This window comes from Rhodospira trueperi (genome assembly GCF_900101965.1).
GTDB lineage: Bacteria > Pseudomonadota > Alphaproteobacteria > Rhodospirillales > Rhodospirillaceae > Rhodospira > Rhodospira trueperi.
The window spans coordinates 1-15,363 of sequence record NZ_FNAP01000006.1 but is presented as its reverse complement, the minus strand read 5'-3'; the positions used below and the strand labels follow the sequence as shown (position 1 = coordinate 15,363).

13 protein-coding genes are annotated in these 15,363 nt (G+C 68.5%); 3 read left to right on the top strand and 10 right to left on the bottom strand.

The window, feature by feature from the left end; translation table 11 throughout:
* Positions 1-32: 32 nt before the first annotated feature.
* On the top strand, positions 33-1,418 hold the full coding sequence (locus BLS85_RS09080; protein ID WP_092785472.1) for an FAD-binding oxidoreductase: 1,386 nt from the start codon (positions 33-35) through the stop codon (positions 1,416-1,418).
* Positions 1,419-1,460: 42 nt separating this feature from the next.
* Here BLS85_RS09080 and BLS85_RS09075 read toward each other — a convergent pair whose 3' ends face one another.
* Positions 1,461-2,882, bottom strand: coding sequence for a hypothetical protein (locus tag BLS85_RS09075; protein WP_092785470.1), 1,422 nt, complete (start codon positions 2,880-2,882; stop codon positions 1,461-1,463).
* A gap of 202 nt (positions 2,883-3,084) precedes the next feature.
* Here BLS85_RS09075 and BLS85_RS09070 point away from each other — a divergent pair, with 202 nt between their 5' ends.
* Positions 3,085-4,284, top strand: coding sequence for an ABC transporter substrate-binding protein (locus tag BLS85_RS09070; protein ID WP_342729436.1), 1,200 nt, complete (start codon positions 3,085-3,087; stop codon positions 4,282-4,284).
* 143 nt (positions 4,285-4,427) lie between these two features.
* Here the strand turns inward: BLS85_RS09070 and BLS85_RS09065 are convergent, their stop codons facing one another.
* The 3 genes from BLS85_RS09065 to BLS85_RS09055 form a co-directional block, all read right to left on the bottom strand.
* Positions 4,428-6,122, bottom strand: a complete 1,695-nt coding sequence (locus tag BLS85_RS09065) for a penicillin-binding protein activator (protein ID WP_092785468.1) — start codon at positions 6,120-6,122, stop codon at positions 4,428-4,430.
* A 130-nt stretch (positions 6,123-6,252) separates the two neighbouring features.
* Positions 6,253-7,257, bottom strand: a complete 1,005-nt coding sequence (gene dusA / locus BLS85_RS09060) for a tRNA dihydrouridine(20/20a) synthase DusA (protein ID WP_092785858.1) — start codon at positions 7,255-7,257, stop codon at positions 6,253-6,255.
* A 267-nt stretch (positions 7,258-7,524) separates the two neighbouring features.
* Entirely contained in the window at positions 7,525-8,883 is a 1,359-nt protein-coding gene (locus BLS85_RS09055; RefSeq protein WP_092785466.1) for a class I adenylate-forming enzyme family protein, read from the bottom strand.
* 651 nt (positions 8,884-9,534) lie between these two features.
* Between BLS85_RS09055 and BLS85_RS09050 the strand changes: the two genes are divergently transcribed.
* A complete protein-coding gene (locus BLS85_RS09050; RefSeq protein WP_176793539.1) occupies positions 9,535-9,987 on the top strand; it encodes a c-type cytochrome in 453 nt (150 codons plus the stop codon).
* A gap of 839 nt (positions 9,988-10,826) precedes the next feature.
* Here the strand turns inward: BLS85_RS09050 and BLS85_RS09045 are convergent.
* The 6 genes from BLS85_RS09045 to BLS85_RS09020 form a co-directional block, all read right to left on the bottom strand.
* Entirely contained in the window at positions 10,827-11,417 is a 591-nt protein-coding gene (locus BLS85_RS09045) for a GNAT family N-acetyltransferase (RefSeq protein WP_092785856.1), read from the bottom strand.
* Positions 11,418-11,425: 8 nt separating this feature from the next.
* Positions 11,426-12,235, bottom strand: a complete 810-nt coding sequence (locus tag BLS85_RS09040) for a family 1 encapsulin nanocompartment shell protein (protein ID WP_092785462.1) — start codon at positions 12,233-12,235, stop codon at positions 11,426-11,428.
* A gap of 3 nt (positions 12,236-12,238) precedes the next feature.
* Positions 12,239-12,637: a ferritin family protein gene (locus BLS85_RS09035; protein WP_092785460.1), complete on the bottom strand. Its 399-nt coding sequence runs from the start codon at positions 12,635-12,637 to the stop codon at positions 12,239-12,241.
* Positions 12,638-12,796: 159 nt separating this feature from the next.
* Positions 12,797-13,642, bottom strand: coding sequence for an ABC transporter permease (locus BLS85_RS09030; protein ID WP_092785458.1), 846 nt, complete (start codon positions 13,640-13,642; stop codon positions 12,797-12,799).
* Positions 13,629-14,393, bottom strand: a complete 765-nt coding sequence (locus BLS85_RS09025) for an SAM-dependent methyltransferase (RefSeq protein ID WP_092785456.1) — start codon at positions 14,391-14,393, stop codon at positions 13,629-13,631. The genes BLS85_RS09030 and BLS85_RS09025 overlap by 14 nt, the downstream gene beginning before the upstream one ends.
* A gap of 170 nt (positions 14,394-14,563) precedes the next feature.
* Entirely contained in the window at positions 14,564-15,085 is a 522-nt protein-coding gene (locus BLS85_RS09020; RefSeq protein ID WP_092785454.1) for a hypothetical protein, read from the bottom strand.
* Between the last annotated feature and the right edge of the window lie 278 nt (positions 15,086-15,363).

Here is a 15,363-nt window from a genome sequence, read left to right as displayed (position 1 = left end):
CGTCCCCTGCCCCCTTGCTCAAGGATCATCCGATGCCCGACCCCGCCGCCCTGTCCGCCGTGATCGAGACCCTGCGGCCCCTTCTGGGGGATCGCCTGACCACCAGCGCCGCCGTGCGCGAGCAGCACGGTCGCGACGAGAGCTACCACGATCCCATGCCGCCGGACGCGGTGGCCTTCGTTCAGAGCACCGAGGAGGTGGCGGCCATCGTCAAGGCTTGCGCCGCGCACAGGGTGCCGGTCGTCCCCTTCGGCACCGGGACATCCCTGGAAGGCCACGTTGCCGCCCTGCAAGGCGGGATCTGCCTGGACGTCTCGCGCATGAACGAGATCGTCGCGGTGCGGCCGGAGGACATGGACTGCACCGTCCAGGCCGGCGTGACCCGCAAGCAGCTCAACGAGTACCTGCGCGACACCGGGCTGTTCTTCCCCATCGACCCGGGCGCCGATGCCTCCATCGGCGGCATGGCGGCAACGCGGGCCTCCGGCACCAACGCGGTGCGCTACGGCACCATGCGCGAGGCGGTGCTGGCCCTGACCGTGGTCACGGCGGACGGCCGCATCGTGCGCACCGCGCGGCGCGCCCGCAAATCCGCCGCCGGCTATGACCTGACCCGGCTGTTCATCGGCAGCGAGGGCACGCTGGGCGTCATCACCGAGGTCACCCTGCGCCTGCACGGCATTCCGGAGTGCATTCTCTCCGCCGTCTGTCCCTTCCCCAGCCTGAAGGCCGCCGTGGATACGGTGATCGAGACCATCCAGTCTGGGGTGCCCATCGCCCGCATTGAGGTTCTGGACCCCAACCAGATGCGCGCCGTCAACGCCTATTCCGGCACCGACTATGCCGTGGCGCCGACCCTGTTCCTGGAGTTCCATGGCACCGAGGCGTTCGCCCGCGAGCAGGTGGAGACGGTCGAGGCGCTGGCCACCGGCCACGGCGCGAAGGGCTTCGAGTGGGCGGACACGCTGGAGGAGCGCAACCGGCTGTGGACGGCGCGCCATAATGCCTATTACGCCGGACTGGCCCTGAAGCCGGGGGCAAAGGCGTTCTCGTCCGATGTGTGCGTGCCGATCTCGCGGCTGGCCGAGTGCCTCGCCGCCACCGAGGCCGACTGCGCCGCCTCTCCGGTGACGACGACGATTGTCGGCCATGTCGGCGACGGCAACTTCCATGTGCTGTTCATCGTCGATCCGGACAACCCCGGGGAGATGGAGGCCGCCAAGACCCTGAACGATCGCATCGTCCGCCGGGCGCTGGAGATGGAAGGCACCTGCACCGGCGAGCACGGCGTCGGCTACGGCAAGATGGCCTTCCTGGAGGCCGAGCACGGCCCGGATGCCCTGAACCTGATGCGCGCCGTCAAGCAGGCCCTGGATCCCGACGGGATCATGAACCCGGGCAAGATCGTACGGGTGTGATGGCGGTGCCCGGTTGAACGCGCGCCGCGCCCGTGCTTCCGTCTATGCCATCCCCTTGCTGCTGGGTGCCGTCAGGGCGGCCACGCTCAGGGTTTCGACCTTGACCTGATCGCTCTTGTCCTTCAGCCGGCTCTTGAGCTTGCGATAGTCGCGGTACAGGAACATCAGCTCGGTCCACAGCCACGGCAGATCGGACAACAGCGTATCCTCGCGGAAACACCGGTTGTAGGTGACGCGCCGGCCGGTCGCGCCCATCGCCGTCAGGACCTCGTTGGCGATCTTGCCGTAGCCGACGACGCTGGGGTGCATGCCGTCCAGGCCGCAAAACCCGCCCCACTTGAACGCGTTGCCAAGTCCCTCCTCCAGCATCATGTTGGTGATGTAAGAGGTATCCGGGAAGATGCCCCAGCGTCGGCGCACCACCTTGATGGCGTTGGTCTTGGTCAGGCCCTGGTGCTTTCTGTCGAGGTGCGCCATCTGTTCGGCGAGGTCGACGAACACGGCTCGGTCGCCCAACTCGCGGCGCATGACCTCGATCATGGTGGCGTTCAGCGCCCGGACGAGTTTGTCCTGTTGCTTCATCTGGGCACCGGTCAGGGTTCCGTAGCCAAAGCCCATGCGGTTCTCGTACAGGTCGAAGTAACCGTCCGGCCCGGGTGGGATGCCGTCATAGGTAACCGACTCCGGGGCCGGCATCAGGTTCGGAACCTGACTGGGCAGCACCAGGGTGTTGAACACCATCCGGCGGGTTCCGGGGCCGACTTCCCGCAGATGACCGGCGAGCTTTTCATATTTCTTGGTGATCTCGCGCACGCTGTCTTCGGTCAGGGCGGCCTGGGCCTCGAAGCCGGCATGGAACAGCCCCTCGTTGCTGCCGATGTTGACCAGCAGGGTCTCGGGTTCACGGATCTTGACCAGATCCACCGGCTGGATGCCCTCCAGGTCGGACCGCCCGGCGGGATTCAGCGTGTAGCGCGCGTTCAGCCCGAGGATGGCATCGCCGATGCTTCCGTCCGGGATCTTCGCCGTCGCCAGCGCCCGCAGACTGGAGGCCGTGGCGACCGTCAGCGCGTCGGCCTGCCGCATCCGCAGGTCCCAGTCGAAATCGTACAAGTCCGTGATGTCCATCGAGGCCACGGCGGCGTTTTCGAACGTCAGCCGGCCCGACGGAGACAGCGGTGTGCGGGTCCAGTAGGCGGCGTTCTTCGCCACTTGATCGTTGATCGCGCTCAGGTCGGGCAGCAGGCGGATGAAGGCCTCCATGTCGATGAGGATCGGCCGTTCCGGGTCGGGACCGGCGAACACGGCCGGGCCGAGCCCCAGGGCGCGCGCCACCTGGGCCGGCGGCGACTGGCGGAACAAGGGCGCGCTCATGGTCAGCGAGCGCACGCCCTGATACATGCTGTCTCCGATGGCCATCAGCGGGGGATTTTTGTAGTCGGACGGAAGTTGATAGGCGGGCATGACGGCGTTCCTTTCCTGTCGGGACCGACGGGTGGGCACCTCCCCTTAAACACGCCAAAGTGTCCAAATGCAGCTTCTTTTTTCCGACTCCGCGATCTCGGGTTGGCTGGCATCCTCCATCGCTTTCCGGTATGTCTGGGTTGTGCTGATGTCATGTCAGGCGCCGCATTGCCACTGTGACCGAACGGGGGGAGATGACCCGATGACCATGTCCGTCACCCGCGCCGCGCTTGCCGCCGCGCTGTCCCTGCCGCTGGCGCTGGCCGCGCCGGGTGTCCACGCTGCCGACGACGTCGAGCCGGTCCGCATCGGCATGGTGACCACGCTGTCCACCAAGGCCGGCTATCTGGGCGCCGACGTGCGCGATGGCTTCATGCTGGCCATCAAGCAGAACGGCGGCATGCTGGGGGGGGGGCCGGTCGACCTGCTCGTCGAGGATGACGACCGCGATCCCGGCAAGGGCCGAGAGATCGCCGAACGCTTCATCCAGCGCGACGGCGTGAAGATCATGACCGGCATCATCTTTTCCAACGTTGGTCTTGCCGTCATTCCCAAGGTATTGAACGACGGTGTGGTCTACGTCAGCCCGAATTCGGGGCCGTCGCAGCTGGCCGGCGCGGGCTGCCATCCGCATCACTTCAATGTCGCTTGGCAGAACGACAATCTGCACGAGGCCATGGGCCAGTACGCCACCGACGCCGGGCTGGGCAAGGTCTACATCCTGGCCCCCAACTACCCGGGCGGCAAGGACGGTCTGGCCGGCTTCAAGCGCTACTACAGCGGCGGCGAGATCGTCGGCGAGGTCTATACCACGCTGGGTCAGTCGGACTACGCCGCCGAGATCGCCGCCATCCGGGACGCGGCCCCCGACGCCGTGTTCTTCTTCCTGCCCGGCGGCATGGGCATCAACTTCATGAAGCAGTTCCACCAGTCCGGCCTGGGCGAGACCGTGCAGCTCATCGGCTCCGGCTTCTCGGCCGACCACAAGCTGCTGAACGCGACCGGCGCGGCGGCCGAGGGCATGCTGAACTCGGCGCAGTGGAGCCCCGACCTGGACACCCCGACCAACACGGCGTTCGTCGAGGCCTACATGGCCGAATACGAGGCGGTGCCGACCATCTACTCCCAGCAGGGCTATGACGCCGCGCTGGCCATCGGCGCCGCGCTGGAGGCGGTGGGCGGCGACCTGTCCGACCTGGACGCCTTCGCCGCCGCGCTGAAAGAGGCGAACTTCGTCAGCCCGCGCGGCGATTTCCGTTTCGGCACCAACAACTTCCCGGTCCAGGACATCTATCTGCGCAAGGCGGTGATGGACGAGGACGGCACCCTGCACAACGAGGTTCAGGGCGTTATCTTTGAGGACCATGTGGACGCCTACGCGGCCGAATGCCCGATGGAATAGGGGCGGGCTCCGAAACGGTTCCCCTTTTCGTCGGCCGGGGTCTGCCACACGGCGCACGGCCCGCCGCATGGCGGCGGTCGAGTGCGCCCTGATATTTCAGCAGATCGTCGTCGCGACCCGGATCGGTTCGCTCGGGGTTTCCCCTAGGTGCTCGGGGGGCAGACCATCTTGACCTTGCACGGCCCGTCCGAGCAGTCGCGCACCCACTGGCAGCCGTCGGCGGCGCCCGGTTCGGCAGACGACGGCTCTTGCTCCATCGGCGACGCGGGTCCGTCGGCGGAGATCGCATCCTCCGGCGGTTCGCCGTCAACGGGGGTCGGCGCGGGCGCGGCCCGGTTCATCTCGCTCACCAGCCAGGGGCGACCGGGGAAATCCTCGGGCCCGACGATCTCGCGGGCGGGCCGGCCGGGGATGAACTCGTTCGGCGCGGGGCGCACGACGACGGGGCCCTCTGGCGAGACCTCAAGGATATACAGGCCGCGCTCGTTCAGGCCCGAGCGCAGCAGCCGGAACACACCGGAGAACCCCCGAAATCCCGCCGGATCGGTGAGGAACGAGACGGGATCGGTGCCACCGGCGCCGGACCGTGCGTCGCGCGCCCAGGCCCCGGCCAGCGCGACGCCGTCCATCACCAGGCGGTCCAGCGGACTCGGGCCGACCGAAATCGGGGCCGGGCGCCGGTCCGGTTGGGGGTCCAGCGCCGCGTTCGTGTCGGCCGGCGCGTCCGACAGTGAACCCTGCTCGTCCGCCGCAGCCTCTGCGGCGGCAACCTCTTCGGGGTCCTTTTCGGAGTCCATCTCCGACCGTGTCTCTGGGGCGGGAGCGGTTGCCGGGTCTTCGGCGGTCGCCGCCTCCCCCGGCGCCTCGGGGCCGTCGCGGGACGGGGGCCGAATGGCGCTGACGTACCAGGCCCCTCGCAGCGAGGTTTCCTTGAACGTATCCGGCCGGTGCCATAGGTCGGTGCCCATCAGGCGGACGCGGGGCGCCCTCTTGTCGTAGTAGTCGAACAGCGCGGCCAGTCCAGCCAGCGGCAGGCCGGCCGTAGGCATCAGAACGCCGGTCGGGTCGAGGCGGGCCATGCCTCGGACCATCTCGACCTGACTGTTGTAGTCCGTTTCGGGCGGGAACAGGCGGACCTCCGCCAACTGGACGGCGCCCCGCGCCGCGCGCTCGCGCGCGACATCGGCGACCAGACGGGCATAGCCGGAATCCGGCGCCACCAGAACGAGTCGCCCGTGACCCTGCGATGCCGCATGATCGAGCAGCGCGCCCGCCTGATTGCCCGGCAGGTGCCCCAGCAGGAACAGGCCGTCGCCAGCGACCGCTCGGTTGTTGGAAAGGGCCACCACGGGGATTCCGGCCGCCGACAGAATCGGCCGCGCGGCCTGGGCCGTGACCGAGTACACGGGCCCCAGAACGAGCCGCGCGCCTTCGGCAACGGCGGCCTGGGCGGCCGCGCGGGCGCCGTCCGGCGTGCTCCCGGTGTCATGCACGGTCAGGCGCATCGTCGCCGCGCGCGCGGGTGTCAGGGCGCTGTAGGCAGCGGACTGCAACCGCGCTCCCGTGACCGCCTGGGGGCCGCTCATCGGCAGCAGCAGGGCAACCGGAACGACGGCAGGGGCGGGCGGCGGTGTGAGAACCTGCCGGTCGGGCTCGGTGGTCGCCGGCCCGCTCACCTCCGGCCCGGATGGGGCCGTGCCGTCCTGGGACAGCGTCTGACATCCGGACAGCAGCCCGGCCGCCAGCATCACGCCGATCAGACCACCCCACGCCGTTTGGCCTCGACGCGGGGCCGGCCCCGTCCCCAAGGCATGGCGTCCGCCACTGGGTTGCCTCATGGTCTTGCCTCCCCTGTCCGCCGTCGATCCGGCCTTGGTCGTTCCGGAACAATACCCGCACGCACGCCGTCGGACCACCTTCGACAGTTCGGCCCCGCTGGTTTGGGACCGTGTTCATGGAATACGGGAGTCACGCCGCGTTGGGCCGCGCCGCCGCGCACCGGGCCAGGGCCTCGCGGATGACCTCGGCCCCGGCGCCGGGCCGGTGCGCGGTTTCGCTCAGGTGGCGCCGCCAGGCGCGCGCGCCCGGCACGCCGTGGAACAGCGGCAGGATGTGGCGGGTGATGGCCTGGAGCGGCACGCCGCGCGCGGTCATCCGCGCGGTGTAGTCGGCCATGGCCAGGGCCACCCGCGCGCGATCCGGAACGGCGGCGTCGGCCTGTCCGAACACCTCGCGGTCGGCGCCGGCCAGGATCCACGGGGTTTCATAGGCGGCGCGGCCGATCATCACGCCATCCAGGCCGTCAAGCCGGGCGCGGGCGGTGGCGAGATCCCGGACGCCGCCGTTGTGAACCACGGTCAGATTTGGAAAAGCCGCTTTCAGGCCCCGCACCCGTTCCGGCTGCAAGGGCGGGATTTCCCGGTTTTCCTTGGGGCTGAGGCCGCTCAGCCACGCCTTGCGGGCGTGGACGATGAACACCCGGCAGCCGACGGCGGCCACCCGGTCCACGAAGCCCTGCAAATGGTCGTCGTTGTCCAGGTCGTCGATGCCCAGGCGGTGTTTGACGGTGACCGGCCGGTCGGTGGCCTCGGCCATGGCGGCCACGCAGTCGGCCACCAGCCCCGGCTCGGCCATCAGGCTGGCGCCGAACCGCCCGCTGGAGACCCGATCCGACGGGCAGCCGACGTTGAGGTTGATCTCGTCGAAGCCCCAGGGTTCGGCGAGTCGCACGCACGCGGCCAGGGCCTTCGGATCGCTGCCGCCCAGTTGCAGCGCCAGCGGATGCTCGGCCGGATCGTGGTCCAGGTGCCGCGCCGCGTCGCCGTGCAGCAGCGCGCCGGTGGTGACCATCTCGGTATACAGCAGGGTGCGCCGCGTCAGCAGCCGCAGGAAATAGCGGTCGTGGCGGTCGGTCCAGTCCATCATCGGGGCGACGGACAGGCGCCGGTTGAGCGGCGGGATCTCCGGTTTCATGGCCTTATGGTAGGCCAGACGGCGCCGGATTGCACGCGTCGGCGCGGGCGCGCGGCGTGAGGGGTCGAAAGGCATATTGACAAGGCGTTCCCCGTATGTTCACATCCCCTCATGGAGAACAGAAAACGAACATAAGTCGATGGAGGGTCCCGTGACCATGACCGACATCCTGCGCGAGGGCTTGGCACTCGCCACCCTGTTCCTGGTGCTGATCCTGTGGTCGGTGGTCGGGCACGCCATGATCGGGTGACCGCCGCCCCGCCCTCGTCACGATCCAGCCAGCCGGCGCAGGGCATGCCGATCCGGCTTGCCGTTGGCCAGCAGCGGCAAGGCCCCGATTTTGACCGCCGCGCGCGGCCGCAGGGTGGAGGGCATTTCCGCCCGGCACCAGTCCAGTACGGCGTCGGGCGTCCCCGCCCCGGTGAAGACCGCGACGACGAGTTCGCCCCACACCGGATCCGGCCGGCCGGCGACGGCCACCGCGTCGACCATCGGGCAGCGGGCGAGCAGATCCTCGACCATCCCCGGCAACACTTTCTTGCCGGCGCTGATGATGACATCGTCGGCGCGGCCAAGGATGGTGATCTCGCCGTCCGGTCTGATCTCGGCGAGATCGGCGGTCACGAACCAACCGTCGGAGAGACCGTCGCCGGGTCTCAGGTCGGGGTTGGCATAGCCGGCCATGACCATCGGTCCCCTGACCCTCAGCCGCCCATCGCCATTGAGCCCCACCTCGGCCCCCTGCAGCGGCGCCCCCACATGGCCCGCGCGCCAGGGATGCGGCAACGCCGGTAGCGTCGCCACCTGGGAGGCTGTCTCGCTCATGCCGTAGGTGGGCCGGATCGGCCAGCCCAGCCCGGCGGCCCGCTCCGCCAGATCGGTTGCCAACGCCGCCCCGCCGATCAGAACATGGCGCAGCGTCGCGGGCGGCGGGCCGAAATCGCACAACCGCGCCAGCATCGCCGGCACCAGGGACAGATGGGTGACCCCCGCGTCGGTCAGCGCGGCCATGACCCGGGTGACGTCGAAGCGCTCGTGGATCAGGGCGTTTGCGCCGGCCAGGGCACACCGGGTCAGGATGGAAAAGCCGCCGATGTGGAACAGCGGCAGACAGGCCAGCCATGCGTCTCCCGGACCGAGCGGGGTGCGGGCGGCACTCGCCCGGGCGGCGGCGGCCAGGGCCGCGCCGGTCAGCATGACGGCCTTGGGCCGGCCCGAACTGCCGCTGGTGGCGATCAGCAGGGCCACGCCCTCCGGTGCCCGCCACGAGGCTTCTTGGCCCACGGCACAGGCCAGCACCTCCGTCGCGGGCACATGCGGTTGGCCGGCGAACGCACGGTCTGACACCACCAAGGACACCCCGGCCTGACCCAGAAGGTCGGTGATCGCGGGGTCCGGCAATCCGGGATCAAGCGGAAACAAGGGCACCGGCAGCAGCGGCGCCGCGTGGGCCAGAACGGCCACCACGGTCGCCGATCCACTGACCACGGCCACGGGCCGCCCGGGGGCCGCGCCGTTTGACCGCAGCAGCGCGGCGGCCGCGTCGGCCCGCCGCGCGAGGTCACGCGCCCACACGCCCGGCTCGATCCCGCCAGACCGCCCGTCTTGCCCCGTCGCCTCCGGCATCTCGGCCCCGTGTCCTGTCCGTGCCCCCGTTCCGCAACGGTGAGGGTACGACCCGCGCCCATCGCCGTCCAGTCAAGGGACCAGATCATAGGCCGTCTTCTCCCGCGCCGCGCCGTCCAACCTTGGCCCGAGGCATCATCCCCGCCGTCGAATAACCTGACTTCATTCGACGGCCGGCCGGCGCGCCTCTGTCATCACTTCGCGATGCCCATTTAAGGATGGCCGCCCTTTGGGCGGCCGGGGCGGTGGAGCCGCGCGCCCCGAAGGGGCGCTGCGGCGAGAAAAAACAACGACTCAACACCGCCGGCTGGGCGTCGTGAAGGTCGGACGAGCCACGTCTATCGTCGGCCGGCATCACCCCTGACGGCCCCCTTCGTCCGATCCCGCCCAACAAAAAACACCACTTTTGCCGTCGGGCGGTAGGGAAGCCCGTCCAAGGACAAAAGGGATGTCGCGACCGTCCACCGGGACTCAATATTACGGTTTTTCCACGTCCATATCGCGCGGTTGACAGGGGCTAATGGGTGCATAGGTTTTATGGTCATGGCCCCTCGGCCGTGGCGGTCGCGTCGCGTGCCTCCGGCCGAGGACCGTTTCAACCACGCGCGGCCCCACGGCCGCACCAGCAGCAAACACGGGGAGATATCACTCATGCGCAAGACTTTGACCGCCGCCGCCGCCCTGGTGGCCGCCGGCCTGACCGTTCAGCCCGCCCTCGCCGATGACGGCGAGGCCGCGATCGAGCACCGCAATGACGTCATGAATGTCGCGGGCGCCGCGATGGGGGCCATCGGCTGCTTCATGAAGGGGGACTGCGCTCTGCCGAACGAGGTTCTTGTGCGCAACGCCAAGGCCATCGCTTTTGCCGGCGAAGCGTCCGTCGCGGCGTTCGAGACCGACACCACCGACTCAATGGCCGAGACCACGGCCCTGCCCGCCATCTGGGAGAAGTGGGACATGTTCGAGGGTGGTCTGACCGCCATGACCGAGGCCGCGAATGAACTGGCCGTGGCCTCCGCCGAGGGGGATCGGTCGGCCATGGGGCCGGCGGTTCAGAAGCTCGGTGGCACCTGCAAGGAGTGCCACGACGCCTTCCGCGAATAGGCTGTCGGGACGTGGGCCGGCCGGTGTCGCGGGGCGATGCCGGCCGGGGCCGCGACGGTCTCATTCCATGTCAAACGTTTACCCGCCGGTGTATGACGTGGTCGGTATGACGTGGTCACGGCCTTGGCACCGTCTTGCGGATGGCAGGGGGTGACGGTGATCGCGTGACAGCACTTTGCGTGCGCTCTGACCCGCGCAACGCGCTTTAGTCATTTGATGTTTGGACCAAACGCCTTCACGTCCGGTCGGGTTGCTCCGGATTTGCTGCCATGCTGAAGGGTCCCGGGCCCGCGACGACTGGGCGTTTCTGGGGCGATGCTGAGAAAATAGCGTAAATTATTGGTAATTGCGTTGAAATCTTGAGTAAATAAAAAAGTGTTGCACAGGGCCCGGGAGGCTTGGTATTTTTGGGGTATGGTGAGGAATTGGGGGCGCCACCAAGTATTCGATACCTTTGCTCCCCAACCTTGCTCGAGACTCGATCATCGCCCGCTGTTCTGCGGTCGCCCCTCCCGGCCCGGAGCGAGATGTGGAGGACAGCGGCGTCCGAATCCGACGGGAGGCACCCCCCCCGACTGCCCCCCAGCCTCTCGTTGGAGGGACCCCCCCGGACCCTGTCCGGGGGGGTCTTTCGGTTTGGGGGACGGACCCGCCGCAGAGCCCCCCCCGACCAATGGCGCGGCGCCGTCCCGTCCCACCGGGCCGGCCGGCGCGCCTCTGGCGTCGCTTCGGCGAACAAGCAAAGATTCAACAACGCCGGCTGGGCGTCGCGAAGGCCGGACGAGTCAATTCTATCGTCGGCCGGTCTGACTCAAAGGATCTCCCAAGCCCGGGCAGGATCACCCTGATCGTTGACCAGAAGAGTCGGATTGTCCTGAACGCGGCGCCGTCTCCTCGCCCGCACCGATGGCCCGCTGCATGTACAGCGTGCCCAGCCAGCGGCCGAACTTGCGGCCCACGGCGGGCAGGTGTCCGACCTCCTCGAACCCCAGCTTGCGGTGCAGGGCCACCGACGCCTCCGCCCCCGGGGTGGTGATGACGGCGACCATCTGGCGCACATCGGTCGCCGCGCATCGGTCGATCACAGCGCCTAGCAGCGCGGTTCCCACCCCCCGTCCCATGGCGGACGGATCAAGATAGATGCTGTCCTCGACCGTGTGCCGATAGGCCGGCCGGGTGCGGAAGGGGCCGGCATAGGCATAGCCAAGCAGCCGCCCGTCCGCCGGGTCCCGCGCCAGCAGAAAGGGCAGACCGGCCGCGCGCACGGCGGCGATGCGCCCGGCCATGTCCTCCACCGACGGTGGCTCCAGCTCGAACGTGGCGATGCCGGTGCGCACATGATGGGCGTACAGGTCGCGGACGGCGGTGGCATCGCCCAGGTCGTTGCCGGCCCCCTCGATCAGGGGCGGGCGGATCGCGATGGACTCCATGGGCGGAATCATCCGTCCTTCGGCTTGACGACGCACACCGCGCTTTCGTCCTGCATGCGCAGAACGAGGCTTTCGTTGATGAACAACTCGCAGTGGATGCCGTCGTTGCCGATGTAGCCGCACATCAGGTCCTGACCGATCTCCAGGCTGCCGACGCGCGGGTCGATGACGGCCGCGCCGTCGATGCTGGTCTTGAAGATGCCCCGCGTGCACAGCCGGCGCAGGTGATTGATCAGCACCATGTCGCTGTCCGGATAGCGGCGGAACAACGCGTTGTAGTACTTCGGCGCCAGAACCAGGGCATGCGGCCCCCGGAAGCCGGCGTCATCGAGCTTCGTGACCGCCGCCAGCACGTCCTCGAGCGCATCCTCCGGCTTGGTCCAGTCGCCCCCGTCCATGCGGCAGCTTCCCTTGTTGTCGAGCAGCCCAGGCAACCCGAACTCGGGCCGGCCGTAGTACACGATCTGCTCTTCCAGGCGGGCGACGGCCTCGGCGGCGTCCTCGGCCGGCGACAGGTCCAGCGGCTGGCCGTTGGACAGATAGGCGGCGATGCGGCGCAGCGACAGCTTGAACGTCTTGCGCAGCATGGGCACGGAGACGGCGCGGCTCATCACCGCCCCGGCCTCGCCCGGCTCCGGCTGGCGGCAATAGTCGTCGTTGGACAGTTCAATGGACGTCAGGCCGGGCCCATAGGGACCGCCGACCTCCAGATAGCGGCGCGCGGTCATCAACTCCTGCGCGGCGGCGCCGGCGGCCTCGTCGATCAGCGACCAGATGCCGTCCTCGAACGGCGCTTGGGTGCGATTGAGGAAATCCATGGCTCAGCCCTCCCCGCCGTCGCGAATGGCCCCGATGGTGAAGTGTCCGCCGCGCCCGGGCGCGGCCGGCGCGGCGGCCGGCGCCGCCTCGGACCCACCACCGGTGTCTTCTTCCTCGATCTCGGTGATCGACGCCTCGGTGAACAGGTAGGTCTGCAAGTACTCGGCCCAGTCCGCGTTGTTGCGCCGCATCCACTCCAGGGCCATGCAGGCGTGCTCCATCTCCTCGCGCATGTTGTGCAGCAGGATGTCGCGCAGGGCGCTATCCTCGCAATCGTCGGCGCGCTGGCGGTACCAGTCCACCGCATGCAATTCCTCGATCACGGAGATGATGGCATGGTGCAGGGAAAGCGTTTCGCGGGAAAGACGCTCGCGGGGCGCGTGGAGTCCCTCGCTGGACATGAGTCATGGCCTCCGGTGTTGTGGGACGGTCAGTCTGGCGTGGCGGCAATCCGCCGAATCGTCTTGTGGGTCGCGAAGCCCTACGGAACTTGGGGGCGGGCGCCCACGCTGTCCAGGGAAAACGCGGGGCCGGGTCGTTGGTTCCAGCCGTGGGAAGGATCACTCCCCGATGCTGAGCAGCAGGCCGCGCACCCGCGCCACGCGGAACACATGCAGGAAGAACAGCGTGGCGAGCCCCAGATACAGCCCGTTCAGGGCCACGGCGGCGGCCAGATGACCCCAGTGCAGGGTGCCCTCGAACAGCACTTGGCGCATGCCCTCGAACACATGGGCGGGCGGGAAGCTGTAGCCCACGACCTGGAGCCAGCCGGGCAGCACGTCCATCGGGTAATAGATGCCGCTGATCGGCCAAAAGGCGAAGATCAGGATCCACGGCAGGCTTTCCGCCCCTAGACCCAGGCGCAGCACCAGGGCGCTGACCAAGAGGCCGATGACCCACCCCATGGCCAGCATGTTGATGAAGAACGCCAGCAGCGGCAGCCCCATCTCGTAGATGTTGTAGGCATAGAACAGGTACGCGAGAAGCGTCGCCGGCAGGATGCCGATCAGGGTGCGGATCACACTCATGGCCATCAGCGCGGCCACCAGTTCCAAGGGCCGCAACGGGCTGACGAACAGGTGGCCCAGGTTGCGCGCCCACATCTCTTCCATGAACGACAGACACAGGCCCAGGTTGCCCCGGAACATCACGTCCCACAGCAGCACGGCGGCGATGAAGATGCCGGCGGCCTGGGCGATCAGGCTCGATTCCGTGGCCAGAAACTGCGTGATGAAGCCCCAGGTGACCATCTGCATGATCGGCCAGTAGGCGAGCTCCAGCAGCCGCGGGATGGACCCGCGCATCAGGAACCAGTGCCGCAGCATCAGGGCGTAAACCCGGCGCGGCGCGAAGGACCGTGCCGCGTGGCGCTCGCGGTCGGCCGGGGCGGCCTCAATCCGGGCCATCGCCCACCTTGCGCAGCACGAAGAAGACGTAGCCGAAGCTGTCGCCGAAGCGCCGCCACATGTCGATTTCGTGATCGTTGGCGTCCAGGACCTGGGTCAGCGCCGGCCCGGCGCCGCTGCGCAACGCGGCGCCGCGCGCCTCCAGCGGCGCGTAGTACTCGTCCCACCAAGCCTGTTTCGGCAGCATGTGGGTGCCGAGCACCTCGAACCCCTCGGCGGCGGCCTGGGCGCATTTCTCCTCCACCCTGCACACCTGGGCGCCGTCCTCCTGCCAGAAGTCGCGCGCCTCCTCCGGCGGCTCGTCGGTCAACCAGACCACGTCGCTGGCCACCAGCAGGCCGTCCGGCACCAGCAGCGGCCGCCACATCCGCAGGCCATCCACGAATCCGGGGATGTAGATGCAGCATTCGGCCCAGATCAGGGCCACGCCCCCGGGCTCGTCGGCCAGATTGAAGAACGATTGCTGGCGGGTCTCGATCAGCGTGGACAGACCGGCGTAGTCGGCGGCCATGGCCAGCCGCTCCAGATAGGGCCGGTGGGTATCGACCGCCACCACGGAATGTCGGAGCACACGGGCCAGAACCAGAGTCTGGCGCCCGGGGCCGCAGCCCAGGTCGAGAATCGCCCCGTCGGGCAGCGGCGGCAGGGCGCGCGCCACCTGTTCCGTCATGGCGTCGCTGCCGGGTCCCTCGCGGGGCATTTCGTGATGCAGGGTGAAGAAGGCGTCCCAGTCGATGGTGCAGTCGGCCACGGTCGTGGTCCCGCGTGGTTGCGTCTGACTGTCACTGTGCCACGTTCGGCGCCGCTTGGCATCCCCCGAAGCACAGCCGCTGTCGGTTGGTCAGGTCTCTGATGCGCTCGGCACGGACGAAATTGCCTAGGCCGGGTCCCTTTCTGCCGGGGCGCTGTCCGCCGGGCAGGCTAAGCCCCATCCCGCTCGCGTGTCGTCCGATCCCCGGACTCGGGGCGGTCGCCGACCTCCTGAACGGCGAGTAGCGTGTCCCGACCGACCCCGGCACCCGCGCCGGTGTCGAGCCCGCCGGGCAGGGTGCCGGCGCCGAACACGGTCTGCATCAGCAAAGAACGGCCGGCCGCTTGAGGGCCTTTCTTGTCCTGGTCGTTGACGAGCGACGCGGCGGCAAGACGTTTCTGAATCTCGGACTCGATGCGCTTTTCGATGGCGGCCCGCGCCTCGGGTGTCATCTCCTCCAGATCCTCTTCGGTCAGACCCATGGTCCGAAGGAGTTCCTCGCGCATCTTCTCGATCTTTTCCTTTTCAAGCTCCTCCACGTAGGTGCGGAACCCTTTTTCCTTGATCGCCGCGACCTCGGCGGCGCGTTCCGCCTCCCGCGCGGCGTGACGCCGGGCCGCGGCCGCGGCGGGATCTTCGGGTCCTCCGCCGACGGGCGCGAGGGGGGTAGAGATGGGTTCGGTGACGCTCACGGCACGCTCTCCTGGCTGGACAAGACCGCAACTCATGACCACCGATAAGCAAATCCGGCGCCAACGGCGGAGGCCGCTGTTCCACGGCAACGAGTCCAGGTTAATGAACCGGGTCTGCAATGAGCTGGGCAATGACGGCGGGGTCCCAGCCTGCGACCTTGCGGGTAGTCTTGATGGATCGCTTGCCGCGTCCGGCGCGGATGATATTGAAGGCGAAGCGGCGCACGAGGGCCATGTTCTGGGCGCCGTGCCCCCGTCGCAGTCGCGACTGATCCTCC